A 25,004-nucleotide genomic window follows, 5' to 3' on the forward strand; every position below is an offset into this window, starting at 1 on the left:
TCGCTGTCGACGGCAGGTCACTGGACCTTGGACAGATCCCCGCGCAGCGCGACGCCAGCCATGATGGCGCCGGCATGGCACTCATAGGTGGTGGCGTCCTTGCGCTCACGGCTCTTGTAGAAGCTGGCGATGTCGGTCACGGCATTGGCACCGACTTTCTTCGCCGCTTCGTGCAGGGTGATCAGCGCCGACTGCAAGGCCCACTCGCAGGCCACCTGGTCGGCCTTGCCGAAGGCATTGGTCTTCTTGTTGGTCACGGCGCCGGGGCTGAGCACGCTGACCTTGCCGGCCGGCTTGTTGCCCGCCAGGTAGAACTTCACGCTGCCGTCGATCTTGCCGGTGCTGATGGCCTCGGCCACCACCTTGTCGAAGGGCAGGTACAGGGCGGTATCCCGGGCCTGGCTGACGCCGGGCAGGGTGCACAGCAGCAGGGTGGCGGTGGCCGCCAGTGTCTTCAAACGCATCGCATTCTCCATGACATCAAGGGGGGTAAAGCAGCCCGGCGAGCGGGGTCGCCGGGAAGGAATCATTGGGCGGCCGGGAAGCTCTTGGCGGCGCCATCGGACAGCTGTTGTGCGGTCCGCTCGTTCTGGTTGTCCCGCAGTTCACGCAGGATGCCCTTGTCCAGCAGGCGCACCCAGCGGATGTAGTTCTTGTGGATCTTGCCGTCCTTGTAGTCCAGGTCACGGCTGTCGCGGTAGAGGATCTTGTAGTGGCTGGCGGAGTACTGGATATCGATCTCGGCGTGGAACTGTTCACGCACGGTGATCTCGGCCTGGATCAGCTCCGGGCTGATGCGCTGCACGGTCCACTTGCGGGCGACGAGGTTCTTCAGGATCGCCTGCTTGACCTGTTCCTGGTCGGCCTGGATGGTGGCCGGGATGATGCGGTTGGGGGTGTACATGCGCTTGCTGGTACAGGCGGTGACGCTCAGCAGAGCAAGGACGATGAGGGTGGCGCGAAACAGCGAAGACATTCCATTTCTCCAGTGAGGTGAGGCATCAGGACCAGCGGCGGAAGATCAACGAGGTGTTGACGCCGCCAAAGGCAAAGTTGTTGTTCATTACGTATTCGTGGCTCATGGCGCGAAAGCCGCCCTGCAGGTAGTCCAGCTCGCCGCAGCGGGGGTCGACCTGGTCCAGGTTGCAGGTGTGCACATACAGGTCGCGGTTGAGCATCTCGATGCTGAACCAGGACTCCAGGGCGCCACAGGCCCCCAGGGTGTGGCCAAGGAAACTCTTCTGCGAGCTGATGGGCATGCGGCTGCCGAACAGGCTGCTGGTGGCCTGGGTCTCGGCGATATCGCCCTGCTCGGTGGCGGTGCCATGGCCGTTGACGTAGCCGATGGCCGCCGGGAACAGGGCCGCATCCTCCAGGGCCAGCTCCATGGCCCGACGCATGGTGAGCTGCTCGGGACGGGTAGTGTGCTGGCCGTCGGCATTGCTGCCGAAGCCGACGATTTCCGCATGGATCCGCGCGCCCCGGGCCAGGGCATGCTCCAGCTCCTCGAGCACCAGCATGCCGCCGCCTTCGCCGATCACCAGGCCGTCGCGATCGCAGTCGTAGGGCCGGGGACTGGTGTGCGGCGCATCGTTTTTCAGGCTGGTGGCATACAGCGCGTCGAACACCATGGCTTCGGTGGGACACAGTTCCTCGGCGCCGCCGGCGAGCATCAGCGGCAGGCGGCCGAACTTGATCGCCTCGTAGGCGTAGCCGATGCCCTGGCTGCCACTGGTGCAGGCGCTGGAGGTGGGAATCAGGCGTCCGGTGAGGCCGAAGAAGATGCTGATATTGGCCGCGGTGGTGTGGGGCATCATGCGCACGTAGGAATTGGCGTTGAGCCCCTCGGCCACCGAGTTCAGCAGCATGTTGCCGAAGGCCTTGATCTCGTCGGTGCTGCCGGTGGAGGAACCGCAGGCCACCCCCATGCGCCCGTCCTTGATCGACGGGTCGCCCAGCAGCCCGGCGTCGGCCAGGGCCTGCTCGGCGGCGCCCACGGCCAGGCGCGAGACCCGGCCCATGCTGCGCAGTTGCTTGCGGGTCCAGTGTCCGGGCACCTGGAAGTCGTCAATGGGGCCGGCCAGGCGGGTGTTGAGTTCGCTGAAGCGGTCCCATTCGTCCATGCGCCGGATGCCACTGCGGTTGGCGCCGAAGCGCTCGGCGATGCTGGCCCAGTCGCTGCCCAGGGAAGTGATGCCGGCCATGCCGGTGACGACCACGCGTTTCATCAGCACAGGCCCCCGTTGACCGAGAGCACCTGGCGAGTGATGTAGCCGGCTTCGGCGGACATCAGGAAGTTCACCGCGCCGGCCACTTCTTCCGGGGTGCCCATGCGCTGGGCCGGGATCATTTTCAGCAGTTCGTCCACTGGCACGTTTTCATCCAGCATGGCGGTGTCGATCAACCCGGGGGCCACGCAGTTGACGGTGATCTTGCGCTTGCCCAGCTCGATGGCCAGGGCCTTGGCGGCGCCGATCAGACCGGCCTTGGAGGCGCTGTAGTTGACCTGGCCACGGTTGCCGATCAGCCCCGAGACCGAGGTGATGCAGATGATCCGCCCCGGTGCGCGACGACGGATCATCGGCATCATCACCGGGTGCAGGACGTTGTAGAAACCGTCGAGGTTGGTGCGCAGCACCTGGTCCCAGTCCTCTTCGCTGAGGGCCGGGAAGGCACCGTCGCGGGTCAGGCCGGCGTTCAGCACCACGCCGTAATAGGCACCGTGGGCCTCGACGTCGGCTTCCAGAGCGGTCCGGCAGGCATCCCGGTCCGAGACATCGAATTGCAGGATGCGGGCGCTGCGGCCCAGGGCCTCGACCTCGCCCTTGACGGCGTCGGCGTCGCTGCGGCCACTGCGGCAGTGCAGCACCAGGTCATAGCCGGCCTGGGCTAGACGCAGGGCGATGGCCCGGCCGATGCCACGGCTGGAGCCGGTGACCAGTACGGAGTCAGTCATGACGGGGTTCCTGTAGAAGAGGCAGGTGTTTCATGCAGGTAGTCGGCGGCCTGGGGCGGGCGGAACACGTTCAGGCGCGCGCTGGCGGCAATGCCGGGGCCACTGAGGTGGCACTCGAACACGCCCATGCCGTTGTCGTCTTCCAGAGAACGCAGGGCATGGATCTCCAGGGTGCTGCCGACGGCAAAGTGCTCGACATTGCATTCGAATTTACGGGTGCCCAGAAGGAAGCCCAACTCCACCGGCAGACCCTGCTGGCGGGCGCGGCAACCGGCATAGGCGGCCACGCTCTGGGCCATCAGCTCGACCCCGACCCAGGCCGGCAGGCTGCCGTCGGCGCGGTTGAACAGGCCGCCGGGGCGAACTTCGAGGCGGGTGCGGATCTGTTCTTCATCAAAGGCCAGGACCTGATCGATGAGGATCATGTCTCCGGCGTGGGGCAGCAACTCGGCGAGCGGCCGGTCAATCATGGGGCGTCTCCGATAATCAGGCTGACGTTGTTGCCGCCGAAGGCAAAGGAATTGCTCATCAGGCGGCGCGGGGCGTGACGGGGCAGGCGGTCGGCCGGGGTCACCCAGCGCAGCGCCGGCAAGGCAGGGTCGGGCTGGGCATCCCAGACATGGGGCGCCAGTGCCTGGTCGGGGTTGTCGGTGCCCAGGCTCAGCCAGCAGAACGCGGCCTCCAGAGCGCCCGCCGCCCCCAGGGTGTGGCCGCTCATGGGTTTGGTCGATGAGCAGGGCAGGTCCGCGGGGAACAGTTGCGCCACGGCCAGGCTTTCCATGGCGTCGTTGTGCTGGGTGGCGGTGCCGTGCAGGTTCAGGTAATCGATCTGCTGCGGCTGCAGGGCCGCACTGCGCAGGGCCTGGTTCATGGCCTGGAGCGCGCCGCGACCATCGGGGGCCGGGGCGGAAATATGGTAGGCGTCGGAGCTGGCGCCCCCGCCCAGCAGGGCGATGGACGGCTGCGCGCCGGGGTCCCGGGTCATCAGGAATAGCACCGCCGCTTCACCGATGTTGATCCCGTCGCGGTTGCGCGAAAACGGGTTGCAGCGTTGCCCGGAGACCGCCTCCAGGGCCGTGAAACCGTTGAGGGTGAGCTTGCACAGGCTGTCGACGCCGCCGCACAGCACGGCGTCGCACAGGCCCAGGTCGAGCAGGCGCCGGGCGCTGATCAGGGCCCGGGCACTGGAGGTGCAGGCGGTGGAGATCACGTAGGCCGGGCCGCTCAATTGCAGCCACTCGGCGAGAAAGTTCGCCGGGGCGCTGAGCTCCTGCTGGCGGTAGTCGTAGTCCGCCGGGAACTGCCGGTCTTGCAGGTAGCGGGCGATGCCGCGGCTGGCTTCGTCGATCCCCGAGGTGCTGGTGCCCAGGACGATGCCGATGCGGCCACGGCCGTAGCGCCGGATCGCCTGCTGGATGTCGTCCTCGATCTGTCGCGAGGCTTCCAGCAGCAGTTGGTTGTTGCGACTGTTGTGGGGCTCGAGCCCCGCCGGCATGCAGGGCAGCGGGCCGCGTACGGTCGCCACCGGCAGGGTGCGCCCGGGTACCCAGTGGCTTTCCTCGCGCAGGCCCGAGCAGTCGCCGGCAAACAGGCTGCGGGCGACTTCCCGGCGACTGCGGCCCAGGGCGCAGATCACCCCGAGGGCGTTGAGGTAGGCCGTCATGGCGTGGCCTCGGTGCTCAGTGCAGTGATGTGGTAGTACGGGCCTTGGGGCAGGTTCAAGGTGAAATCCAGAGCGTGTTGATAGTCGACCCGCCAGCGCGGGCCGAGGCTACGTTGGGCGCCCTGTTGCCGGGCGTCCGGATAATTGGCCGTCAGCTCGGCAGTGGGCGTCAGGGCAAACAGCAAGGCCGCGAACAGCTCCCGGGCTTCCGGATTCGGTGGCAGCAGGCCGTCGGCCTGCCAGTGTCCGCCCACCAGGCGCTGACGGGCCTGGGGAATGCCCAGGGGGTCCATCAGTGACCAGCGCAGGCCCGGGCCTTCGGCCTGGATCACCAGCAGCCAGTCCTGGCGCTGGTCCTGTAGCTGGCGCTGGACGTGGAGCTGCAACGGCAGCTCCAGCGAGGGCGTGCGCTCGGGCAGCGGAGCCTGACTGACGCAAGCGCTCAGCAACAGGACACAACCGAGCAGCAGGGCACGGATCATTCGGACAGGCCTTCCTCGGCAACAGGGGGAGCGAGCGGCTTGCGGGCCACCACATTGACCAGGGTTTCCTCGCGCTGGCCCACCGGCGGCGGCCGGCGCAGGCCAAAGCGCTCCAGCAGGCCGAAGTCCTTGGCGCGGCTCCACCACAGGTAGGGATAAGACACGTTCTGCGGGCCGAATTCAAAGCCCTGCCGACCAATCATCTGCAAATATTCGCCGGCGCTCTTCTGCACGTGCATCGGGTGGCGGAACAGCCAGCGGATCACCCAGGTGTCGATGTAGGCTTCGGTGGATTCGGCGAACAGCAGGTAACCCCCGGGCTTGAGCACCCGGTAGAACTCGGCCAGGGCCTTTTCCTGTTCCACCAGGTGGTGGAAGGTCTGGTGGCAGAACAGCAGGTCGACGCTGGCATCGGCCAGTTCCAGGGTCGCGCAGTCGCTGCCGATCAACTCCACCTGCATCTGCTGGCGCCGGGCTTCCTCGGCGCTGAGCTTGAGGCTGTGGGGATCGGCGTCGAGGCCGATCAGGCGTTGCGGGGCGAACACCTGGCGCAGGTACTGGAACGACTTGCCCTGGCCGCAGCCGGCATCCAGCAGCACCGGGTTGCGCGGCAGCTCGGCGTCGAACAGCGAGCGCAGGTCATTGATCGCCACCCGCAGCACATGGTGCTGCCAGGTGTGGCTGCGCAGGAACCAGAAGCCGAAGCGGGTTTCCTCGACGTAGCTGGCGCTCAGGTACTGGCTGCTCTGGTCATTCATGCGTTGTCCCTCGCGCAGACTTCCGACAGGGCCTTGAGTCGGCGCCGGGGCTCGCTGACAAAGGGGTTGCGCTCATCCCAGGCATAACCGGCGAGGATCGAGCTGATCATGCGGCGGATCTCCGGCGAGCTGCCCGGATGGTAGATCACGTCCTGGAAGGTGCCGGCGTACCAGCCCTCGACGTAGCAGCGGAAGGTGTCGACGCCGCGCTTGAGGGGTTCGGCGAAATCGCTCTGCCAGTCCACGCACTCGCCCTGCAGCTGGCGGTGCAGTACGGCAGCGGCCATGCTCGAGGAGCGCATGGCGATGGTCACTCCAGAGGAGAACACCGGGTCGAGAAATTCCGCGGCATTGCCCAGCAGGGCAAACCCGGGCCCATGCAGGGTGGTGACGTTGGCCGAGTAGCCGCCGATGGTCCGTGCCGGGGTGTCCCATTCGGCGTATTGCAGGACCCTGGCCAGGCTCGGGGTCTGGGCGATGAAACCGCGCAGGCAGGCATCGAGGTCGGCGTCGCGGCCGGCGAAATGCTCCTCGGCGGCCACCACCCCCACCGAGCAGCGACCGTTGCTGAAGGGGATGCTCCAGAACCAGATGTCACGGTGTTCCGGGTGGGTGGTGATGAGAATCTTGTCGCGGTCGAAATGCTCGCAGTCGATGCGATCCTCGACGTGGGTGAACACCGCCCGGCGCACCGGGAAGCTGGATGGCGCTTCCAGTTCCAGCAGCCGTGGCAGGACCCGGCCGTAGCCGCTGGCGTCGAGGATGAAGTCGGCCTCGATGCGGTACTGGCTACCGTCTTCGCGGCGGCAGTCCAGGTACGGCAGCGGGCGTTCGACGTCCACTGCGACGATCTCTTCGCCATAGCGGATCTCCACCCCTTGCAGGGCGGCCTGGTCGGCCAGCAACTTGTCGAAATCGGCCCGCTGCACCTGGAAGGTGGTGGGTTTGCCTTTGCTGAAGGTGTCGCCGAAATCGAAGGTGCTGTAGTGCTCGCCCCAGGCGAAGGCCGCGCCGTTTTTCAGCTGGAAGCCGGCGGCCTGCACGGCCTCGAGCATTCCGGCTTCCTCGACGAAGTCCAGGCAGTGGGACAGCAGGCTTTCACCAATGGAGAACCGCGGGAAATGTTGCCGCTCGACGATCAGCACGTCGTGGCCCTGGCGCTTGAGCAGCGCGGCCGCGATGGCCCCCGAAGGGCCGGCACCGATCACCACGACCTGGCGACGTTCCATTTCAACTGTTGGCACTGGGGCTCCTTGCCGGTTTGGCGATATTCAGGTTCAGGGAGGCCACGTTTGCCGGGGCCAGGGGAATTCGCTGCAGCCCGGCCAGGGCCGGCAGCAGGGTGGCGATCAGGCCCATGAGCATCAGCGCGAAGTACAGCGCCGGGCTGATCAATTGCTGTTGCAGCAGCAGGTTGAGAAAGACGATCTCGCTCAAGCCGCGAATGTTCAGCAGCAGGCTTTCCCGCCAGCGGCTGGCGCCCTCGAAAGCCGCGCCGGCCCAGGCCAGGCCCAGCCAGTTGCCCAGCAGCTTGCTGGCGATCGGCAACAGCAACAGCGCCGCCAGCTGTACCCAGCCGAGGCTGCCCATGGCGCTGTGCACATCGATCTGCACGATGCCGAAGGTCAGGATCAGCGGGATGGCGACGTAGGTCTGCAAGCGGTGCATCCAGGCAGCCTGTAACGGCAGCACCAGCGCCAGCTTGAGGGCGGCCATGCACAGCAGGTAGCCGATGCCGAGGATCAGCGCATTGAGCCGGTAGTGCTCGGCCAGCACCAGCAGGCCGAAGAAGCCCAGGCTGTAGAGCAGCGGCTGGCGCAGGCCCAGGCCGCGCAGCAGCAGGGGCAGGCAGGCGCCGGCCAGGGGCAGCAGCAGGCTGGCGAGGTGCAGGCTGCCCTGGGCCAGGGCGAACAGGCTCCAGCAGGTCAGGTCGATGAGGATTGCGCTCTGCACCAGGCGCCGGGTGGCGGCGGGCGGGTACTGGATGTGCCGCAGGTACAGGTAGAGCACCGGGATCGCGGTGATGGCGAACAGCAGGCCGACGGCCAGGGAGCTGATCCAGGGTTGCGCCGGCAGCAGGCAGAAAGCCGTGGCCAGGCCGCAGGCGAAGGGAATGCCGAAGCTTGGCACGGCGATCTTCAGGCTCTGGCGGTCCAGGCGCAGGTCGATCACGTCACTGAGGATATGCCCCAGCAGCAGGGCAAAGCCCAGGCTGTACAGGTGCCTGAGCCAGGGCGGCGAAACCAGTTGTGCGCCGCTGAGCTGCCAGTGCGGTTCGATCCACAGCAGCATCAGCAAGGGCAGGCCGAAGGTCGCCAGCAGCAGCTGGCTGACAATCGGAATCAGGCCCAGGCGCCGGCCGATGTGGGTGGCCAGGGCAAACAGCGCCAGGGCCAGCAGCCAGAACAGCAGGGTCAGCATGGCGCACGCTCTGCTTCGGGCGCCGGGTGCGGCGTGTGCCCGGCCCAGGGCGCGAGGATGAAGCTGAAGGCCAGCCCGAGGCTGACCGCCAGGCCGAAGTTGCTCACCGCCGGAGTGCTGGAAATTGCCAGCAGGCCGAACGACAGCCAGGTGGTCAGGGCCGCCAGCAGCGTGCCCAGCAGGCTCACCGCGGCGCCGCCGATCTGCTCGCGCATGAGGATCGCGTAGTCGACGCTGATGGCCGTCACCAGCAGCAGGCCGAACAGGCTGAACAGGGTCAGCGGCTGCCCCAGCCAGCCGAGGCTGGCCAGGCTGCACAGGGCCGCGAGCAAGGGCAAGGCCACCAGGCGCAGGGCACCGCCGACGCCGAAGGGCAGAATCAGCAGCAGCACGATCAGCCCGCAGGAGGCCAGCTTGAGCTCGGCGGCGCTGACCTGGGTGGCGGCGAACACCCGGTTCAGTTCACCCAGGCGGTCCACCAGTTGCACCCCTGGCAGGTCATCGGCCTGGATGCGCAGCAGGGTGGCGTCGTTCAGCCCCTGCAGGTTGACCATGGCGGCCACGCCGTTGGCGTTGGCTCCCAGCCACAGCGGGCGATAGGGCTCGGCCAGAGGCCCGGAAAGCGCGGCGTCGAGGTCTTCCACCGGCAATTGCTGCAGCTGTTCCAGCTCCGCTTGCAGCGCTGCCTGGGGCACCCCCAGGTCCAGCAGTGGCTGCCAGAAGCGCGGCAGTTGCTTGAGGGCCTCGCGCACCCGCTGCTGTTCGGTGGGTTGGCTGAGCAACTGGTTCAGCGACAGGTAGCCCTTGAGCTTGCTCAGGTTCACCAGTGGTTGCAGGCGCAGGTCCAGGGCGTCCAGGCGTTCCAGCAGTTGCTGCTGATCGGCAGCGCGCACCAGGAAGAACTGGCTGGTGGGCTGATAGCCGGTGATCCGCGCGATGGCCTGGGCTTCCTGCAACAGTTGCGGCGGCGCGCCGACCCACTGGCGGATGTCATTCTTGCTCTCGAGCTGCCACAGGCCGGCGGCGCAGAACAGCGCCAGCAACACCAGCAGCACCGGGCTCGGCACGCGCTTGAGCAGGGCCGCGCGAACCTTGAGCAAGGCTTCGGCCACTTGCAGCGGCCACTGCGCCGGGCGCAGCTCCACGCCCTTGAGCAGCGCCGGCAGCAGGCACACCGCTGCCAGGTAGGCGCCCACCAGGCCGGCGGCGGAGAACACGGCGATCTGGGTCAGGGCCGGGAACGGGGTCCAGGCCAGGGCCAGGTAGCCGATGCAACTGGTGGCCAGGCTCAGGCTCAGCCCCGGCAGGGTCAGGCGCAGTGCCGGCCAGCTGCGCCAGGGTTTCAGGCTCCAGCTCTTGGACAGGTAATGCAGCGGGTAGTCGACGGCCACGCCGATCAGGCTCGACCCCAGCACCAGGGTCATCACGTGCATGTGGCCGAACAGCGCCACGCAGGCCACGGCGCCGAACAGCATGCCCACCAGCACCGGGACGAAGGCCAGCAGGGCGCGCCAGCGGCGGAAGGCCAACAGCAGCAGCAAAAGAATGCCCAGGGTGGCGCCACCGCCGACCCAGGTGATTTCCCGGGTGGCCTGTTGCTGGCCGTTGGCGGCGTACAGCAGGCCGCTGGCGGCCAACAGTTGGACCTGTTGCTGACTGGCCTGCTCACGGCTGTGGCTCAGCAGTTCGGCCACTTGCAGCGGCAGTTGCATGTCGAAGGCGTTGCCGCCGGTGCGGGCCCGCAGCAGCACCCAGTGCTGGCCGTCGGCCTCGGCGACCAGGGCGCCGCTGCCGATGTCCAGCTGTACTGCGCCGTGTTGCGGCTGGCTGTTCTGGATGCGCCCGGTCAGGCCCAGCCAGTCATCCTGGCTGGGCACCAGGGTAAAGCCGGCGAAGGGGTCGAACAGGCTCTGCACCCGTTGCTGGATAAACGCCTGGGGCTGCTGGACCAGTTGCTCGCGGTCCTTGGCCCCAAGCATCGCCAGGCGGCCTTGCAGCAGTTGCTTGCGCAGGGCCGGCAGGTCGGCCTGGAGGTTCCACTGGACCTTCTCGAACAGCCCGCTGGCCTGCCATTGCTCGGCCAGTTGGCGAGCCATGGCCACCGCCTGCTGGCGCTCGGCATGGCCCACCAGCACCAGGATTTCCCGGTTCAGCGGTTCCTGCATGCGTTGCTCGGCCTGCAGCTCCAGGGCATCCGGCGCGGTGCCGGGCACCAGTTCCATGAGGTTGGCCGACAACGGTGCGCCATGGCGCCATTGCCAGGCACCCAGGGCCAGGACCAGGGCCAGCAGGATCAGGAACAACCGCGGCAGCCAGCGTTCACTCGGCAAAGTCATGTTGCTCCGTCTCGCTGAGCGGCTGGGCGCTGCTGCTGTCCTGCATGCTCAGCACGGTGCGGTCGCCCTGGGCTTCCAGCAGTTCGATGCGCTGCACCAGCTCGCCGCCGTCGATGTTGATCTGGGTGAAGATCTGTTGCAGCAGCAGGGACCGGGGCAGCAGTTGCAACTGCCAGTGCTGCGCACTGCCTTGCAGCTTGAGTTCGAAGTCCCGCTGCAGGCCGCTGCTGTCGCCCTGCAGCACGGCGAGGAACAGGCGGTTCTGTTCGGCCCCGGCGCTCTTGCCCGGGAGCATCTGCCAGCCGCCGCCATCGCGCCGGGCGATGCCCTGGGCGGTGATGCGGTAGTCCTGTTGCAGCGGGGTCTGCAGCAGCCACAGCAGGCCGTGGTTTTTCGCCAGCACGAAGTGGCCCTTGCTGGTCAGCGGCTGGGGCAGGGCCCGCAGGTGTTTTTCCTGGATGAAACGGCCGTGGATCACCTCCGGCCGCGACAGCTGCTCGCTCAACTGCTGCAGATCGAATGCCTGGGCCAGCCCCGGCACCAGCAGCAACACCAATACCCTAGGAGCGAGCTTGCTCGCGAACCGCCGCACCACCGTGCTCAGCGCCGTGTACAGGGCAGCCAGACCGACCCTCTTCGCGAGCAAGCTCGCTCCTACGGTCATGGCAAGGCCCTCGCTACGGCGTCGGTGAAGACCTTGGGCGAGGCCAGTTGCATCTCGCGGCTGGCGATCTCCACCGCCACTTGCACCGAGCTGGCGCGGGTCATGCGCTCGCCCGTGGCCTGGTCGGTGATCAGGTAGTTGATCTTCAGCCGGCTTTCCCACTCCACCAGGCTGGCGCGCACGTTCAGGGTCTGGCCGAACACCGCGCCGCGCACGTAGCGCAGTTGCAGGTCGATCACCGGCCAGGCGTAGCCGGATTCGAGCATCTGGTTGTAGTTGTGGCCGAGCTTGTCCAGCAGGGCGCAGCGGGCGACCTCCAGGTACTTGACGTAATGCCCGTGCCAGACGACGTGCATGGTGTCGACGTCGAAGAACGGCACCTGGACCTGGGTGTCGGCGTGAATCACTCCCTTGCTACGCATGCAGCCTCCAGTGTTGTTCGCCGATGCGCTGCAGGCACAGGCGCAGTTCGCGCTCCAGGGCGCGGTCTTCGATCACCGGCGCAAAATCCTCGGCCAGTTGCCGGTGCATGGCATCCAGGGCCGGTGGCAGTGGCCGGGCATCGGCCTCCTGGCTGCGCAGCCAGACGCCCTGGTTGGCGGCGAGCAAGGTGGCCGCGGCCACTTGCTCGGTGAGCTCGAGCACGCGGATGGCGTCGCGGGCAGCGATGGTGCCCATGCTTACCTTGTCCTGGTTGTGGCACTCGGTGGAGCGCGAGAACACGCTGGCCGGCATGGTGTTCTTCAGGGCTTCGGCGGTCCAGGCGCTGGCGCCGATCTGCACCGCCTTGAAGCCGTGGTTGAGCATGGCGCGCTCGGCGCTGGCGCCGGACAGGTTGCTCGGCAGGCCGTGGTTGTAGCGCACGTCCACCAGCAGCGCCAGTTGCCGGTCCAGCAGGTCGGCGACGTTGGCCACCAGGTTCTTCAGGCTGTCCATGGCGAAGGCGATGTGCCCGCCGTAGAAGTGCCCGCCGTGCAGCACGCGCTCGGCCTCGGCGTCGATGATCGGGTTGTCGTTGGCACTGTTGAGTTCGGTTTCGATAAAGCTGCGCAGCCAGTTCAGGCTGTCGGCCAGCACCCCCAGCACATGGGGCGCGCAGCGCAGCGAGTAGCGGTCCTGCAGGCGGTGCAGGGGCGCGGTGGGGGCGTCGATCGCCAGGTCCTGGCGCAGCCAGGCGGCCACTTGCATCTGCCCGGGGTGCGGCTTGGCGGCGAACAGGCGCTCGTCGAAGTGCTCCGGGTTGCCTTGCAGGGCCACCACGTTGAGGGCGGTGATGCGGGTCGCCAGGCGCAGCAGGTAGTCGGCCCGGGCAAAGGCCAGGCAGGCCAGCCCGGTCATCACCGCGGTGCCGTTCATCAGCGCCAGGGCTTCCTTGGGCCGCAGCACCAGGGGTTCCCAGCCCAGCTCACGGTGTACGTCGGCGGCTTCACGGCGCTCGCCACGGAACATCACCTCACGCTCGCCGGACAGGGTCGCGGCCACATAGGACAGCGGCGTCAGGTCGCCGCTGGCGCCCACCGAGCCTTCCTCGGGGATCAGCGGCAGGATGTCCTGGTCGAGGAACGCCTGCAGGCGCTCCAGCAGTTCTACGCGGACCCCGGAAACCCCGTGGCACAGCGACTGCAAGCGCGCCGCCAGCACCGCGCGGGTGGCCTGGGCGTCCAGCAGCTTGCCCAGGCCGCAACCGTGGAAGGTGTACAGATGGCGCGGCAGGGCCTCGACGTGCTGCAGCGGCACCGCCACCACGCAGGAGTCGCCGTAGCCGGTGGTCACGCCGTAGATCACCCCTTCCTTGTCCAGCAGGGAATCGAGGAACTGCGCGCCCTTGGCAATCCGCTGGCGCCAGGCGGCGTCGCCTTGCAGGCGCGTCGGCACCTGGCGGTTGGCCAGGGCCAGCACGTCTTCGATGCGCAGGGGGTGTTCGCCGAAGGTTACCGGCTCATGGGTCGAGGTCGTCATCGGTCTTCCAGAATGGGTAAAAGTTGAACCATTGTTGCGGGGCTTGCAGGCAGTACTGGCCCAGGCGCTCGGCGTAGCGGGCGGTCCACTGGGCGATCACCTGCTGGCGGTCGCTGCGCTTCCACTGCACGGCCTCGGAGAAGGGTTCGAGGATCACCTGGTAGCGGCCCTGCTGTTTCAGGCACAGCAGCAGGTTGACCGGGCACTTGAGCAGCCCGGCCAGCAGCCAGGGGCCCTGGGGAAAAGCCGCCTGGTGGCCGAGAAAGTCCACCCGCACGTTGCGCCCGCCGTGCAGCGGCACGCGGTCGCCGGCAATCGCCAGCCACTCGCCGCGATCCAGGCGCTGGCTCAGTTGCAGCATGATCGCCGGGTCCAGCTCGCTGACCTGGATCAGCCGCAGGTGGCTGGCTCCGGCTTCGCCCAGCAGGCGGTTGAAGCGTTCGGCGTGCTTGGTGTGCACCAGCACGTTCATGGTCACCTGCTCCCCCAGCTCGGCCAGGGCCCGGCACACTTCCAGGTTGCCCAGGTGCGCACCCACCAGCATCTGCCCGCGTTCGCCGCGCAGCTGATGGCGCAGCTGCGCCGGGTCGACGATCTCGATCTGCTCGATGCGCAGCTTGCCGTTCCACACGTCGAGCTTGTCCAGCAGAGCATCGGCGAAGGCCATGAACTGGCCGAACACCCGCCGCTGGCTGGGGCGCAACTCATCGCGCCCGCTCCAGGTCGCCAGGCGCTCCTGGTACTGCCAGATGCTGCGCCGGGCGCGGCGGCCGAACAGGAAGAAGTAGAACACGATGGCGTACAGCACCGGGCTCAGCAGCCGGCGCCCCAGCACCCGCACGCCGAAGGCGGTGAGCTTCATCAGCCAGAAGCTGCCGCGCTCCTGATGGCTGGCCCAGTGTTCGTTGCCGGGCTCCTTGGGTTGCTCCTGGCTCATGGACGCCACCGCCGCCAGAGGATCAGCGGCAGGCGCGCCAACATGCCGAAGAACAGCTTGGCGTGCATCTTCGAGATCAGGGCGTTGTCGTGGAACAGGCGAAAGTGCGAGAGGCCGTCCTGGGGATAGTGCACCCGGGTCGGCAGCCAGTGCATGGCCTGATTGCGCCAGGACAGGCGCACCAGGATCTCCGGGTCGAAATCCATGCGCCGGCCCAGTTGCACCGAATCGATCAGGGCCAGGGTCGCCGGCAGCGGATAGACCCGGAAGCCGCACATGGAATCCGGGATCTGCAGCGACAGGCTGTTGATCCAGACCCAGACATGGGTCAGGTAGCGGGCATACAGGCGGCCCTTGGGCACGCTGGCGTCGTACTGTGGATAACCGCAGATCAGCGCCTCGGGGCGGGCCTGGGAGTGGTGGATGAAGTTATCCACATCCGCCAGGTCATGCTGGCCGTCGGCGTCCACTTGCAAGGCATGGCTGAAACCCAGCTGCACCGCTTCGCGCAGGCCGGCCATGACCGCGCCGCCCTTGCCCTGGTTGAGGGCCAGGCGGATCAGGAACACCTGGTCGCGGCTGGCCATGCCTTCCAGCACGGTCGCGCAGGCGGGGCTGCTGGCGTCGTCCACCAGCACGCAGGGCAGGCCCCGGGCCAGGAGCGCCTCGACCACCGCAGGCACGGCGGTTTCGTGGTTGTAGACCGGGATGACGGCGCAGGGCCTGTGGCTCGGGGTTGGCCCCTTCGCTGGCAAGCCAGCTCCTACAGCCGTGAAGCCGGAAGAGTTATCCACAGCTGGCCTCCAGGACGATCCGCCCGCTGGAGCAGGGGGCCCCGTCATTCAGGTAGGCGAAATACAGTTTCTGGCGCTGGGCATCGAAGCGCAGGTTGAGCTGGATCCGGTCGCCGGGGCGTACCAGTTGCTGGAACTTCAGCACTTCCATGCCGGCGAAGCGGCCCGGCAGCTGGAGCAGTTGCTGGCCCAGGGCCAGGGCCCAGTCCACTTGCACCACCCCCGGCAGCACCGGGGTGGCGGGGAAGTGCCCGCTGAAATACGCCAGGTCTGGCGGGATCGCCAGTCGCAGCTGCCACTCTTCCTCGTGCTGCACCTGCTCCAGCACCTCTGGTGCTTGCGGGCGCGGCGCCAGGAGCAGGGCCTGGACCTCGGCCTGGGGCAGTTTGCCCTGGTTGTTCAGGGGCATTTGCCGCAGCAGGCGCCAGCGCCGGGGCAGGGCCAGGGCTTCGCAGTGCCGGGACAGGTGCTGGCGCAGGGCCTGGGTCAGGTGGCGTCGGCCCTGGTTGCGCAGGGCATGCAGGCCGGACTCGCTGAGCACCAGCAGGGCACCAAGGTAGGCGCGGTTGTCTTCGATCACCCCCAGGCGTGCTTCCGCCACCCAGTCGTGCTGCTCCAGGGCCTGTTCCAGCATGGGCAGGGAAATGCGCTTTTCTTCCAGCTTGACGATGCGGTCCAGGCGGCCCAGCAGTTCGAAGCGCCCGTCGGCGGCAATCCGTGCGGCGTCGGCGCTGTGTTCCACATGCCCGGCGGGCAGATAGGGTGAGGCGATCAACAGCGCGCCGTCGGCATCCTGGCTCAGCCGTACATCGGCGAAGGGCTGCCACAGGGTCGGGCCCTGGCGCCAGGCGATACCGCCGGTTTCCGAGCTGCCGAGGATTTCCGTCGGCCATTGCTGCAGGCGCTGTTGCAGCCCGCTGGCGGCCTCGGCAGGCAAGGCGCCACCGGAGGAGAACACCCGTCGCACCGGGCTCAGGGCCGACCAGTCGAGGTTGTCACCCATGCGCTTGAGCAGTGCGGGGCTGGCCACCCAGGCGAATGCCGGGCATTCGCGGCTGGCCCGTTGCAGGTCTTCGGGGAAGGGCAATTGTCGGCGCACGAACGGGCGTGCGGCGCACAGTGGCCAGAGCACGCGGAACAGCAGGCCATAGATATGCTGGGTGGCGACGCTGCCGATGATCCAGGCCGGGCCCAGGTCTGCGCCCCACAGCTGCTCCAGGGCCTGGACCTCATTGGCCAGCTGGCGCAGGTTTTTTTCGATGCGTTTGGGTTCGCCGCTGGAGCCTGAGGTGCACAGGCTCAGCCGGCAGGCGTCCAGGTCCAGTTCGGCCGGCTCCAGAGGCGCAGCCGGCAGCGGCTGCAAGGGCGGGTCCTGGTCGGTCAGCCACAGGTCGACGTCCGCCGCCCAGCGCTGGCGGGTCTGGGCCTGCAGGTCGGCGGGGAGCAACACGCTGACCCCGGCGCGCCAGGCGCCCAGCAGCGCCACGGCCAGTTCGACGGCGTCCTCCAGGTGCACGGCCAGGCGCTGCACGCCCCGGGCCTGCAGGGCCGCAGCCAGGCTCAGGGCCTGTTGCTGCAGCTGTTCCAGGTCGATGCCGGGATGGGCGCTGACCACCCGTGATGCGTGCGTCTTGAGCAACAACCGCTCAAGGGGAATCCAGTTCATCTACGGCCTCGTACCCTTTGTCGTAAAAGCCATTCAATGGCAAACAGCAAACCCATCAGCCCGTAGGCGATCAGGCCGTTGTACAACGTCCACCAGCTCAGCGGCGCCCACAGGGTCAGGGCTGCGGCGAGCACTCCGTTACAGAGGAAAAACACACTCCAGGCAATGGTCACCTGGCGGGTATAACGTATGGCCTTTTCCGGCAGGTCCGGCTCGCTGATGCGGGCCAGGCGCTCGGCCACCGGCGGGCCGTACTTCAGGCTCAGGCCGAACAGACCGAGCATGCAGCTGCTGATCAGCACCGGGTACCAGCGCAGCAGCGCCGGCTGGTCGAACCAGGCCAGCAGCAGGCAGAAGACGATCGCCGCCGTGGCCATCCACAGGCTGCCGGGCCGGCGCTCGCCGGTCAGCGCCCGGGCCAGCCACAGGCCGCCCAGCAGCAGGCCGAACTGCCACGGCGCGAAGTGCTCCATGCCGAAGTACACCGCAAAGGGGTAAAGCAGGCCGGCCAGCAACAGGCCGAGGCCGATCAGTCGGCTCATGCGGCCGGCTGGACCAGGCGGTAGACCGCCTCGACCACGTCATTGACGGTGCGCACCGACTTGAACTCTTCGGCGGCGATCTTCTTGCCGGTCTGACGTTTGATGTGGTCGATCAGGTCGACCGCATCGATGCTGTCGATTTCCAGGTCCTGATACAGGTTGGCGTCCAGGCTGATGCGCTCGGGCTCCAGCTCGAAGAGTTCGACCAGGGCATTGCGCAGGGTGTTGAAGATATCGTCACGGGTTTGCATGGTCGGGTCTCAAGCTGCCTTTTTTGCAATGACGAACGCCGCAAGGCTCGCCACGTTACTGAAGTGGTTGCGGGTGTCCTTGGCGTCGGCGTCGATCTTGATGCCGTATTTTTTCTGGATCGCCAGGCCCAGTTCCAGGGCGTCTACCGAATCCAGGCCGAGGCCGTCACCAAACAGTGTCTGATCGTTGCCGATGTCCTGGGCACTGATGTCTTCGAGGCCAAGGGCGTCGATGATCAGCAGCTTGATCTCAAGAATCAGGTCCGGGTGTGTATCGCTCATCTCTGGCGAGCTCCTTGATGAAATAGTGGTGCAAGTGCTCATTGAGCTTGCGCGAAGCCTGGGGCGCCGGGCCCTGGGCTGCAAAGGTTTGTGGGTCTATATCGGCACCGACGTGAAAACTGAAGTGCACACGGCGTTGCGGGATGCGGTACCAGGGCTCGGCCTTGGTCAGGGTAGTGGGGCTGACCTTGATCACCACCGGGGTGATGATCTTCGCACCGCGCAGGGCGATTGCCGCGGCCCCCCGATGAAAGGCGGGCGCACTGCCGGGTTGGGTGCGCGTGCCTTCGGGGAAGACGATCAGCGTCTGGCCTTCCTGCAGCGCCTGGGAGGCGGCATCGAGCATGTCCAGGCTGCCGTCGTTGCTGATGTACTGGGTAGCGCGCACCGGCCCACGGGTGAAGGGGTTGTCCCACAGGCTGCGTTTCACCACGCAGTTGGCGTCGCGCACCAGGCCGATCAGGAACACCACGTCGATCAGCGACGGGTGATTGGCGATGATCATCTGCCCCGGGCGCCCGAGCCGCTCGCTGCCCTGGACTTCGTAGGTGAGCACGCCGCTGCGGGCCATGAAGCGGATGAACCGCCAGAACAATCGGCTGACGGTCTGACGTGCCCGCAGGCGCCGGCTCCGGGCATCGCCCGGCAGGCAGGCGAGCAGGGGGAAGACCACCAGGCGCAGGCACAAACCACCTATTCCGAACAGTGCAAAGCTCAGGGCGGTGGCCAGCAGGCGCCAATAGTAGGCATGGCGGCCCTTGGCGTTCAGGGGTTGCGTTGCCAGGTCCATAGGCGATTCATCCAGGCATGTTGGCAAAAGGGCTGAGCGCCGAGCAGGCTACGCAACAGGTTCAGGGCATGGGGCCACTGGGGCTTGGGAACTTCGCCGGCATGGCTGTCCAGGGTCAGTTGCCAGTCGTCGCCAGGGGTCAGCAGCAGGCCCAGGGCATAGGGGAAGGGCACGTCGTCGATCCAGCTGGCGTAGGCCTCGGGTGGCTGTTCTTCGGTGATCACCAGGAGTACGTGGGGGGCACCGTCGGCCAGCAGGGTAGCGGCCTCCAGCAGGCCATGCTCCAGGCCGTCGCCGGCAGCGGCCAGGGCGGTCATTTCACTGGTTTCGCCACGCATGATCGACCACAGGCCGATCACCGCATTGTGCACCGAGAGGCTGAACTGAGTGGGCGACAGCGGCTGTTCGGCGGCCAGGTCGCTGAGGATGTCGAAGGTGCGTGGGGTTTCGCCGTGACGGGAGATGAACACCAGCGGCAGGTGCTCAAGGCCTTCGGCCAAGGGCCAGCCAACGCTGAAGGCCATGCGTGCCAGGCGACTGAGGCGACGGCGCTGCATGGCGGGAAGGAAGGACACATCGGGGACGGCATCGCAGCTTTCAGGCAGGGCCGGCCGTTGGCTCCAGGCCTGCCAGGCGTCCACGCTTTCGAGCCCAGGGGCCCACGCACGCCATTGAGCGATGTTGAACTTGATCACTTGGTTTCATCCCGCCCCTGCGGGCTTCCTTGACGCGGCATATCGCTTCGATCGGCGACTGGCCTGGGTGACGCAAAGGCGTCAGTGGCGCGCATTATCCCGGTGCGACTGGCTTGTAGCAAATGCTGGTTGGGCTGTTGGTCGCAAAAGCGACGAATCTGACGGGATTTTGGATGTCTAGTTGCCACTATCGGTTTTGCCTGCCTGGATTCCTTTCCGCCGCGCCGTTGCGAGGCTGCCTGCCCAGCGGCGCGGCCGCGCAAACTCGTGCACGCCCGAGGTAGCTAAGAAACGGGGCGGGCTACTACACTCGGTGATCTTTGATACACGGAGGTTTAGACATGCGGCGCGTGGTGTTCAATCAGAAAGGTGGCGTTGGCAAGTCCAGCATTGCCTGCAACCTGGCGGCGGTCAGCGCCAGCGAGGGCTATCGCACCTTGCTGGTGGACCTGGATGCCCAGGCCAACTCGACCCAGTACCTCACCGGCCTGACCGGCGAGGACATTCCCATGGGCATCGCCGATTTCTTCAAGCAGACCCTGTCATCCGGCCCGTTCTCGAAAAAGAACCAGGTGGATATCTACGAGACCCCGTTCGACAACCTGCACGTGATCACGGCCACCGCCGAGCTGGCGGATCTGCAGCCCAAGCTTGAGGCCAAGCACAAGATCAACAAGCTGCGTAAGTTGCTGGACGAGCTGGCCGAGGATTATGACCGGATCTACCTGGATACGCCACCGGCCTTGAATTTCTATGCGGTATCGGCGCTGATCGCCGCTGATCGCGTGTTGATCCCCTTCGACTGCGACAGCTTTTCCCGCCAGGCGCTGTACGGCCTGCTGGCGGAGATCGAAGAGTTGAAGGAGGACCACAACGAAGGCCTGCAGGTCGAGGGCATCGTGGTCAACCAGTTCCAGGCCCGGGCCAGCCTGCCGCAACAGATGCTCGACGAGCTGATCAGCGAAGGCTTGCCGGTGCTGCCGGTGTACCTGGGCAGCTCGGTGCGCATGCGTGAATCCCACCAGGCCAGCATGCCGCTGATCCATCTCGACCCACGGCACAAGCTGACCCAGCAATTCGTCGACCTGCACAACCTGCTGGAAAACGCCTGACCCTCAAGCTGCCGTGAGCGCAGGTTATGCCTGCGGCTCATGGCGGCGGGTCAAATCCCCTGGCTGCGCAACCAGCTCAACAGCTGCGGCAGCGGCAAGGCGCCGCTTTGCCGGGCCACTTCCCGACCGTTCCTGAACAGGATCAGGCTGGGAATCGAGCGAATGCCCAATTGCCCCGACAACTGCGGGTTGGCTTCGCTGTCCAGCTTGGCCAGGCGGCATTTGCCACTCAATTGCGCGGCGGCCTGCGCAAAGACCGGTGCAAAGGATTTGCACGGCCCGCACCAGTCGGCCCAGACATCCACCAGCAACGGCAGGTCGCCCTTGATCTGGCTGGCGTAGTCGCCCTGTTTCAAGTCAAAGGGTTTGTTCAGCAACACCTCGGCCTTGCAGCGCCCGCACTTGGGGTGGTCCCCCAGGCGTTCGGCGGGGATGCGGTTGAGGCCGTTGCAGTGCGGGCAGGGGATCAGCAGTGGCTCGGTCATGGTTGGGTTCCGCAAACAGGGTAGAGCGCCTTAAATGGCGGTGCCCGGGGTGAATATCAAGTCGCCGCTGCCGGGCGGGCGTCGCCCTGGCTTCAGCTGCTGGGCGGGGCCTGTTCGACGCTGACCAGGCGGTCCATGGAGCGGCCGATGTAAAAGGTAAAGGGGCGGCCCAGGTCCATGGCCATACCCTCGCACCGGCCCATGAAGCCTATGTGTTGCAACGGAGAAATCTCCCCATCCTCGTGGTACTGCAAGCCGAGGGAACCGACACTGAAGCCGACGCGGTCGGCCCGGCGATCCGCTCGCGTGCCCCAGGAGGTCTTGATCGCGGACAGTTGGATGCGGTTGTCGAACAGCATCTGGTTGAGCGTGGGGTTGGCGAACCTGATGTTGCCGAACAAGAACTGCGCCGGTTCGCGCTTGTTGTCCTTCCATTCCAGGTAAACGTTGTAATCCCCAGCTCCGCTCCCGGCCTTGCTGCCCATCTGGCTGAACGGCATGCCCGGCGCCTGGAGGGTGGCCTGGTATTGGCAAAACGCCTCGTTGGGCGTGCCGGTGGCCGAGAGCTTGCCGCTGATCAACTCCTCCATCGAGTAATGAAACAGCACATCGGCGTATTTCACCGGCTCGAGCGCCAGCGAGATACGCCGCGGCAAGGCCATGGCCCTCTTGCGGTACTCGGGGCTGGTGTATTTCCCGGTTTCCGGGGCGATCTCCAGCACCGCCTCGAAGGTGCCGGCTGCGCGAGCCTCGACTATTTCGCTGAACAGTTGCCGCAGACGTTGGCGCTGGGTTTCCGGCACGCTGCTGTCCAGGCTGAGGTGCAGGGTCCTGTCGTCCTTGCGATCCATCTCCAGGCCGATGTGGTCAGGCTCGATGCCGATCCCCACGGCCATCTGAGTGATGGTTTCTGCAAAGTACGGCACGATCCGGGCCTGTTTGGGGTCACCCACTTCTTCCTGGAAATGCAGGGTGAGGTAGGTCTGCTTGCAGCCGCAGAGCAGCATCAGCAGCAGGGCGGTGGCGTAGAGGCGGCGGTTCAATGGCAATCCTTGGCGTGCACGGGGTGTTAGCGGTAGTCGACGCTGGTCAAGCGATCCAGGGTCCGACCCATTTGAAAGGTAAAGGGCCGACCCAGGGTCTGCATCTTCTGCTCGCACAGCGCTTGCAGTTCGTCCTTGCGGGTGTCGAAGGGCAGGGCTGCGGTCAGGGTCTGGACACCGATGGAGCCGATGACGATGGCGAACTCATCAAGGGGCACCGGGGCGGGGTGGGTGATTTTCGAACTCGATGGCCAGGCCTGGATGGTTTTCTGTTGCAGGTGGCGGTTCAGGTCCGGGTCGGCGAAATGCACCTTGAGCGCCACCTTGGCAATGTTGCCGCTGCGGGTCAGCAAGGAGATCAGGCCGCGCTCGCTGTTGTCCTGTTCCAGGGCTTCGTAGGCGATCAGTTTCAAGCGCGCGGGCATTGCCAGGTGCGCGGTGATCTTGCAACTGACCGGGCCTTCGATTTCGCTCTCGTTGACAATGGCGCGCATGCTGTCGTCGTAGCTGCGGTCCAGCAGCATGCCGAACTCCGGGTCGAACTCCAGGGTGGCGTCAATGCTGCCCGGCAAGTCGCTGGTGCCGGACGGGGTGACCTTGGCATGGGCATTGTCCAGCTCCAGGTGCAGGTTCATCGAGCTGGCCTGGCGTGCAGCGGTGACCTGTTCGAAGAGGGCCTTGAGGCTGCCCCGCTGTTCCGGGCTCAGGGAGTAGTCCACCAGGCGCAGGTGGATCACCTTGTCATCCTCCTTGTCGCGCTCCAGGGCAATGGCGTCCGGGTCCAGGCCCTGGGCAGCGATTGCGGTGTAGATGCTCTGCTTGTACGCCTCGTGCACCAACTGGTCGGAGTATTGCGGGCCGGCCTTGGGGTCGGAACGCACCGAGTCCTGGAAGTGCAGGGTGGCGAAATCTTCCTTGCACCCGGTCAGGGCGAGCAGCAGGGGCAACAGCGATAGGTAGCGAGGTTTCATGATGGACTCTTGCTGGGGGCGACGAGGGCAGGGTTGGCGACAGGGGCGGGCGGTGAGGATGGCTGCCGCTGCGTCACTGGGCCAGGCGATGCCCGTTGAGGCCGATGACTACGGCGAACTTCTTGGCGATGACCACTTCGGCCAGGTTGCTGGCGGCGAGGAAGCTTTCCATCGGGTAGGGGAATTCCACCGGGATGTCGCCGATCGACAGGTGCTGCAGCGCCTGGGCCGGCAGTTCCAGCCCGTCGCTCGCGCTGCCGCCACGAATCAGATAGACGCTCTCGCTGAGCGGCTGGTAGGACATGCCGCCGCTGCCCTGGATGCGTTGCAGGCTGGCGGTCTGCTGGGCGAGCGCGTCCAGTTCGGCCTGGGTGATGGTGCGGTGCGGTTGCCCGTGCAGGCGCAGGTCCTGCAGGTTCATCCGGTACTTGGCGCGCCGGCTCAGGTAGATGACCGCCGACACCAGGCTGATGACGCCGCAAGCCAGGGTGACGAGGTTGAGGAACAGGTTCATGCGCATCCTTGCAGGTACTGGACATCAGGGGTGCGCATTATCCCTGTCCGTCAGTGGCGGGTCCATGTGCAATCGCAGCTCGCGCCAGTGCCGAGTGTCAAGCAGGCGTTCAACCTGCGGCACGTCCGCAGGCTGGCCGAGGGCTTCCTGGGCTCGATGGATAGCGCCGTCCGGCTCAGGACGAACAGCTGATTTCCAGGTGCTTGCCCCACTCCGGTGGGCGCTCGGCATAGCTGCCCATGCCGGCCTGTTCCTCGAAAGGCCGGCTCAGTACCTGATGCAGGCGGCGCACTTCGCTGTAGTCCCCCGCTTCTGCGGCGTCGATGGCTTTCTGCGCCAAATAGTTGCGCAGGATGTACAGCGGATTGACCGCGTGCATGCGTTCCCGGCGCAGGTCCTGGCCCTGGATCGGATCCCGGGCGACCCGGGCCTGGTACAGCCCGGCCCAGGCATCGAAACCGTCGCGGTCGACGAAGTCGTCCCGCAGCCGGGCCAGCGCCTGTTCTGGAGCCTCTTCCCCCAGGCGGCGGAAGAACAGGCTGTAGTCGACGCCGCTGTTCTGCATCAGTTGCAGCAGGCGTTCCACCAGCTTCTGGTCGTCGTCCTCGGCCTGGGTGAAGCCCAGGCGCCGGCGCATCAGGTCCAGGTAGTGGGCCTGGTACAGCGGCAGGAACAGGCCCAGGGTTTCGCGCAGCGCCTCGACACTGATGAACGGCGTCAGGGCCTGGGCCAGGGCGCTGAGGTTCCACTGGCCGATGGGCACCTGGTTGCTGAAGGAGTAGCGGCCCTGGTCATCGGAATGATTGCAGATGAAGTGGGCGTCGAAGTCGTCGAGGAAGGCGAAGGGGCCGAAGTCGAAGGTGATGCCCAGGATCGACATGTTGTCGGTGTTCATCACCCCGTGGCAGAAGCCATAGGCCTGCCATTTGGCGATCAGCTCGGCGTTGCGCTCGACGATCTCGCGAAACATCGCCAGGTAGGGCTCGGGTTGTTCCAGGCACTCGGGGAAGTGCAGGGCCAGCACGTGCTCGCCCAGTTGTTTCTGCTGCTCGGGTTTCTTGGTGTAGTAGAAATACTCGAAATGGCCGAAGCGGATATGGCTGGGTGCCAGGCGCAGGACCATCGCCCCGCGTTCCTGCTTCTCGCGCCAGACCGGGGTGTCCGACCCGATCACGCACAGCGCCCGGGAGCTGGGGATGCCCAGGGCGTGCAGGGCCTCGGAGGCGAGGAACTCGCGGATCGACGAGCGCAGCACCGCGCGGCCGTCGCCCATGCGCGAGTAGGGTGTCTGCCCCGCGCCCTTGAGGTGCAGGTCCCAATGTTCACCCGCCTGGTTGTAGACCTCGCCCAGCAATAGCCCGCGGCCGTCGCCCAGTTGCGGGTTGTAGGAACCGAACTGATGCCCGGAATAGACCATTGCCCGGGGCTCGGCCTCGGCCCACAGCTTGTGTCCGCCGAACAGTTCGGCGAATACCGGGCTTTGCGCCACGGCCGGGTCCAGGTCCAGCAGCGCCATGGCGGCGGGGCTGGCCGCCACCAGCCTGGGGTGGTCGAGGGGTTCGGGCAGTACGTGGGTCGAGAAGGCGTCGCCCAGGCGGGCGAAGCGGTTGTCGAAGGTCAGTTCGTCGAGGGCTTTCAACGGCCATCTCCCAGCAGAATGTCCGAGCATTCTGCTAGGGATAG

General features: G+C 66.4%; 28 protein-coding genes. 1 reads left to right on the forward strand and 27 read right to left on the reverse strand.

Annotation, left to right across the window (positions count from 1 at the left end; translation table 11 throughout):
• Window positions 1–17: 17 nt before the first annotated feature.
• From ACZ5BO_RS03565 to ACZ5BO_RS03670, 22 genes are all read right to left on the reverse strand, one after another.
• Window positions 18–464 carry a hypothetical protein gene (locus tag ACZ5BO_RS03565; RefSeq protein ID WP_025130309.1) on the reverse strand — a complete coding sequence of 149 codons (447 nt, stop codon included), beginning with the start codon at window positions 462–464 and terminating at the stop codon, window positions 18–20.
• 62 nt (window positions 465–526) lie between these two features.
• Window positions 527–976 carry a hypothetical protein gene (locus tag ACZ5BO_RS03570; protein WP_025130310.1) on the reverse strand — a complete coding sequence of 150 codons (450 nt, stop codon included), beginning with the start codon at window positions 974–976 and terminating at the stop codon, window positions 527–529.
• A 25-nt stretch (window positions 977–1,001) separates the two neighbouring features.
• Window positions 1,002–2,228 carry a beta-ketoacyl-ACP synthase gene (locus ACZ5BO_RS03575; protein ID WP_464698274.1) on the reverse strand — a complete coding sequence of 409 codons (1,227 nt, stop codon included), beginning with the start codon at window positions 2,226–2,228 and terminating at the stop codon, window positions 1,002–1,004.
• Entirely contained in the window at window positions 2,228–2,956 is a 729-nt protein-coding gene (gene fabG, locus ACZ5BO_RS03580; protein ID WP_025130312.1) for a 3-oxoacyl-ACP reductase FabG, read from the reverse strand. The genes ACZ5BO_RS03575 and fabG overlap by 1 nt, the downstream gene beginning before the upstream one ends.
• Window positions 2,953–3,426, reverse strand: coding sequence for a hotdog family protein (locus ACZ5BO_RS03585; protein ID WP_464698277.1), 474 nt, complete (start codon window positions 3,424–3,426; stop codon window positions 2,953–2,955). The genes fabG and ACZ5BO_RS03585 overlap by 4 nt, the downstream gene beginning before the upstream one ends.
• A complete protein-coding gene (locus ACZ5BO_RS03590; protein ID WP_464698279.1) occupies window positions 3,423–4,619 on the reverse strand; it encodes a beta-ketoacyl-[acyl-carrier-protein] synthase family protein in 1,197 nt (398 codons plus the stop codon). The genes ACZ5BO_RS03585 and ACZ5BO_RS03590 overlap by 4 nt, the downstream gene beginning before the upstream one ends.
• On the reverse strand, window positions 4,616–5,101 hold the full coding sequence (locus tag ACZ5BO_RS03595; RefSeq protein ID WP_025130315.1) for a hypothetical protein: 486 nt from the start codon (window positions 5,099–5,101) through the stop codon (window positions 4,616–4,618). The genes ACZ5BO_RS03590 and ACZ5BO_RS03595 overlap by 4 nt, the downstream gene beginning before the upstream one ends.
• Window positions 5,098–5,859: a class I SAM-dependent methyltransferase gene (locus ACZ5BO_RS03600; RefSeq protein WP_025130316.1), complete on the reverse strand. Its 762-nt coding sequence runs from the start codon at window positions 5,857–5,859 to the stop codon at window positions 5,098–5,100. Before ACZ5BO_RS03600 ends, ACZ5BO_RS03595 begins: the two co-directional genes overlap by 4 nt.
• On the reverse strand, window positions 5,856–7,103 hold the full coding sequence (locus ACZ5BO_RS03605; protein ID WP_464698282.1) for an NAD(P)/FAD-dependent oxidoreductase: 1,248 nt from the start codon (window positions 7,101–7,103) through the stop codon (window positions 5,856–5,858). Before ACZ5BO_RS03605 ends, ACZ5BO_RS03600 begins: the two co-directional genes overlap by 4 nt.
• On the reverse strand, window positions 7,090–8,280 hold the full coding sequence (locus tag ACZ5BO_RS03610) for a cation:proton antiporter (RefSeq protein WP_464698284.1): 1,191 nt from the start codon (window positions 8,278–8,280) through the stop codon (window positions 7,090–7,092). Before ACZ5BO_RS03610 ends, ACZ5BO_RS03605 begins: the two co-directional genes overlap by 14 nt.
• Window positions 8,274–10,616: an MMPL family transporter gene (locus ACZ5BO_RS03615; protein WP_464698286.1), complete on the reverse strand. Its 2,343-nt coding sequence runs from the start codon at window positions 10,614–10,616 to the stop codon at window positions 8,274–8,276. Before ACZ5BO_RS03615 ends, ACZ5BO_RS03610 begins: the two co-directional genes overlap by 7 nt.
• Window positions 10,600–11,280, reverse strand: a complete 681-nt coding sequence (locus tag ACZ5BO_RS03620) for an outer membrane lipoprotein carrier protein LolA (RefSeq protein WP_025130320.1) — start codon at window positions 11,278–11,280, stop codon at window positions 10,600–10,602. The genes ACZ5BO_RS03615 and ACZ5BO_RS03620 overlap by 17 nt, the downstream gene beginning before the upstream one ends.
• Entirely contained in the window at window positions 11,277–11,702 is a 426-nt protein-coding gene (locus ACZ5BO_RS03625) for an acyl-CoA thioesterase (protein ID WP_025130321.1), read from the reverse strand. Before ACZ5BO_RS03625 ends, ACZ5BO_RS03620 begins: the two co-directional genes overlap by 4 nt.
• Entirely contained in the window at window positions 11,695–13,239 is a 1,545-nt protein-coding gene (locus tag ACZ5BO_RS03630; protein ID WP_464698289.1) for an HAL/PAL/TAL family ammonia-lyase, read from the reverse strand. Before ACZ5BO_RS03630 ends, ACZ5BO_RS03625 begins: the two co-directional genes overlap by 8 nt.
• A complete protein-coding gene (locus tag ACZ5BO_RS03635) occupies window positions 13,220–14,176 on the reverse strand; it encodes an LpxL/LpxP family acyltransferase (protein ID WP_464698291.1) in 957 nt (318 codons plus the stop codon). The genes ACZ5BO_RS03630 and ACZ5BO_RS03635 overlap by 20 nt, the downstream gene beginning before the upstream one ends.
• Entirely contained in the window at window positions 14,173–14,931 is a 759-nt protein-coding gene (locus ACZ5BO_RS03640; RefSeq protein ID WP_464698293.1) for a glycosyltransferase family 2 protein, read from the reverse strand. Before ACZ5BO_RS03640 ends, ACZ5BO_RS03635 begins: the two co-directional genes overlap by 4 nt.
• Window positions 14,932–14,962: 31 nt before the next feature.
• On the reverse strand, window positions 14,963–16,636 hold the full coding sequence (locus ACZ5BO_RS03645) for an ApeI family dehydratase (RefSeq protein ID WP_464698295.1): 1,674 nt from the start codon (window positions 16,634–16,636) through the stop codon (window positions 14,963–14,965).
• Entirely contained in the window at window positions 16,633–17,178 is a 546-nt protein-coding gene (locus ACZ5BO_RS03650; protein ID WP_464698297.1) for a COG4648 family protein, read from the reverse strand. Before ACZ5BO_RS03650 ends, ACZ5BO_RS03645 begins: the two co-directional genes overlap by 4 nt.
• The gene (locus ACZ5BO_RS03655) at window positions 17,175–17,429 is read right to left on the reverse strand and encodes an acyl carrier protein (protein WP_025130327.1); all 255 of its coding nucleotides are present in this window, start codon (window positions 17,427–17,429) and stop codon (window positions 17,175–17,177) included. The genes ACZ5BO_RS03650 and ACZ5BO_RS03655 overlap by 4 nt, the downstream gene beginning before the upstream one ends.
• Window positions 17,430–17,438: 9 nt before the next feature.
• Entirely contained in the window at window positions 17,439–17,711 is a 273-nt protein-coding gene (locus ACZ5BO_RS03660) for a phosphopantetheine-binding protein (protein WP_025130328.1), read from the reverse strand.
• Entirely contained in the window at window positions 17,680–18,501 is an 822-nt protein-coding gene (locus ACZ5BO_RS03665; protein ID WP_025130329.1) for a lysophospholipid acyltransferase family protein, read from the reverse strand. The genes ACZ5BO_RS03660 and ACZ5BO_RS03665 overlap by 32 nt, the downstream gene beginning before the upstream one ends.
• A complete protein-coding gene (locus ACZ5BO_RS03670) occupies window positions 18,477–19,196 on the reverse strand; it encodes a beta-ketoacyl synthase chain length factor (protein WP_025130330.1) in 720 nt (239 codons plus the stop codon). Before ACZ5BO_RS03670 ends, ACZ5BO_RS03665 begins: the two co-directional genes overlap by 25 nt.
• Before the next feature lie 341 nt (window positions 19,197–19,537).
• Here ACZ5BO_RS03670 and ACZ5BO_RS03675 point away from each other — a divergent pair, with 341 nt between their 5' ends.
• Window positions 19,538–20,308, forward strand: a complete 771-nt coding sequence (locus ACZ5BO_RS03675; RefSeq protein WP_464698300.1) for a ParA family protein — start codon at window positions 19,538–19,540, stop codon at window positions 20,306–20,308.
• Between the two features lie 50 nt (window positions 20,309–20,358).
• Here the strand turns inward: ACZ5BO_RS03675 and trxC are convergent, their stop codons facing one another.
• The 5 genes from trxC to selO all read right to left on the reverse strand — a co-directional run bounded on the left by trxC (window position 20,359) and on the right by selO (window position 24,960).
• On the reverse strand, window positions 20,359–20,793 hold the full coding sequence (gene trxC / locus ACZ5BO_RS03680) for a thioredoxin TrxC (protein ID WP_464698302.1): 435 nt from the start codon (window positions 20,791–20,793) through the stop codon (window positions 20,359–20,361).
• Window positions 20,794–20,885: 92 nt separating this feature from the next.
• The gene (locus tag ACZ5BO_RS03685) at window positions 20,886–21,836 is read right to left on the reverse strand and encodes a hypothetical protein (RefSeq protein WP_025130333.1); all 951 of its coding nucleotides are present in this window, start codon (window positions 21,834–21,836) and stop codon (window positions 20,886–20,888) included.
• A gap of 26 nt (window positions 21,837–21,862) precedes the next feature.
• The gene (locus ACZ5BO_RS03690) at window positions 21,863–22,807 is read right to left on the reverse strand and encodes a hypothetical protein (protein WP_464698304.1); all 945 of its coding nucleotides are present in this window, start codon (window positions 22,805–22,807) and stop codon (window positions 21,863–21,865) included.
• Between the two features lie 73 nt (window positions 22,808–22,880).
• Window positions 22,881–23,321, reverse strand: a complete 441-nt coding sequence (locus tag ACZ5BO_RS03695; protein WP_025130335.1) for an intracellular growth attenuator family protein — start codon at window positions 23,319–23,321, stop codon at window positions 22,881–22,883.
• A gap of 175 nt (window positions 23,322–23,496) precedes the next feature.
• On the reverse strand, window positions 23,497–24,960 hold the full coding sequence (selO, locus tag ACZ5BO_RS03700) for a protein adenylyltransferase SelO (protein WP_464698306.1): 1,464 nt from the start codon (window positions 24,958–24,960) through the stop codon (window positions 23,497–23,499).
• Between the last annotated feature and the right edge of the window lie 44 nt (window positions 24,961–25,004).

The sequence above is a fragment of the Pseudomonas sp. FFPRI_1 genome (assembly GCF_055384485.1).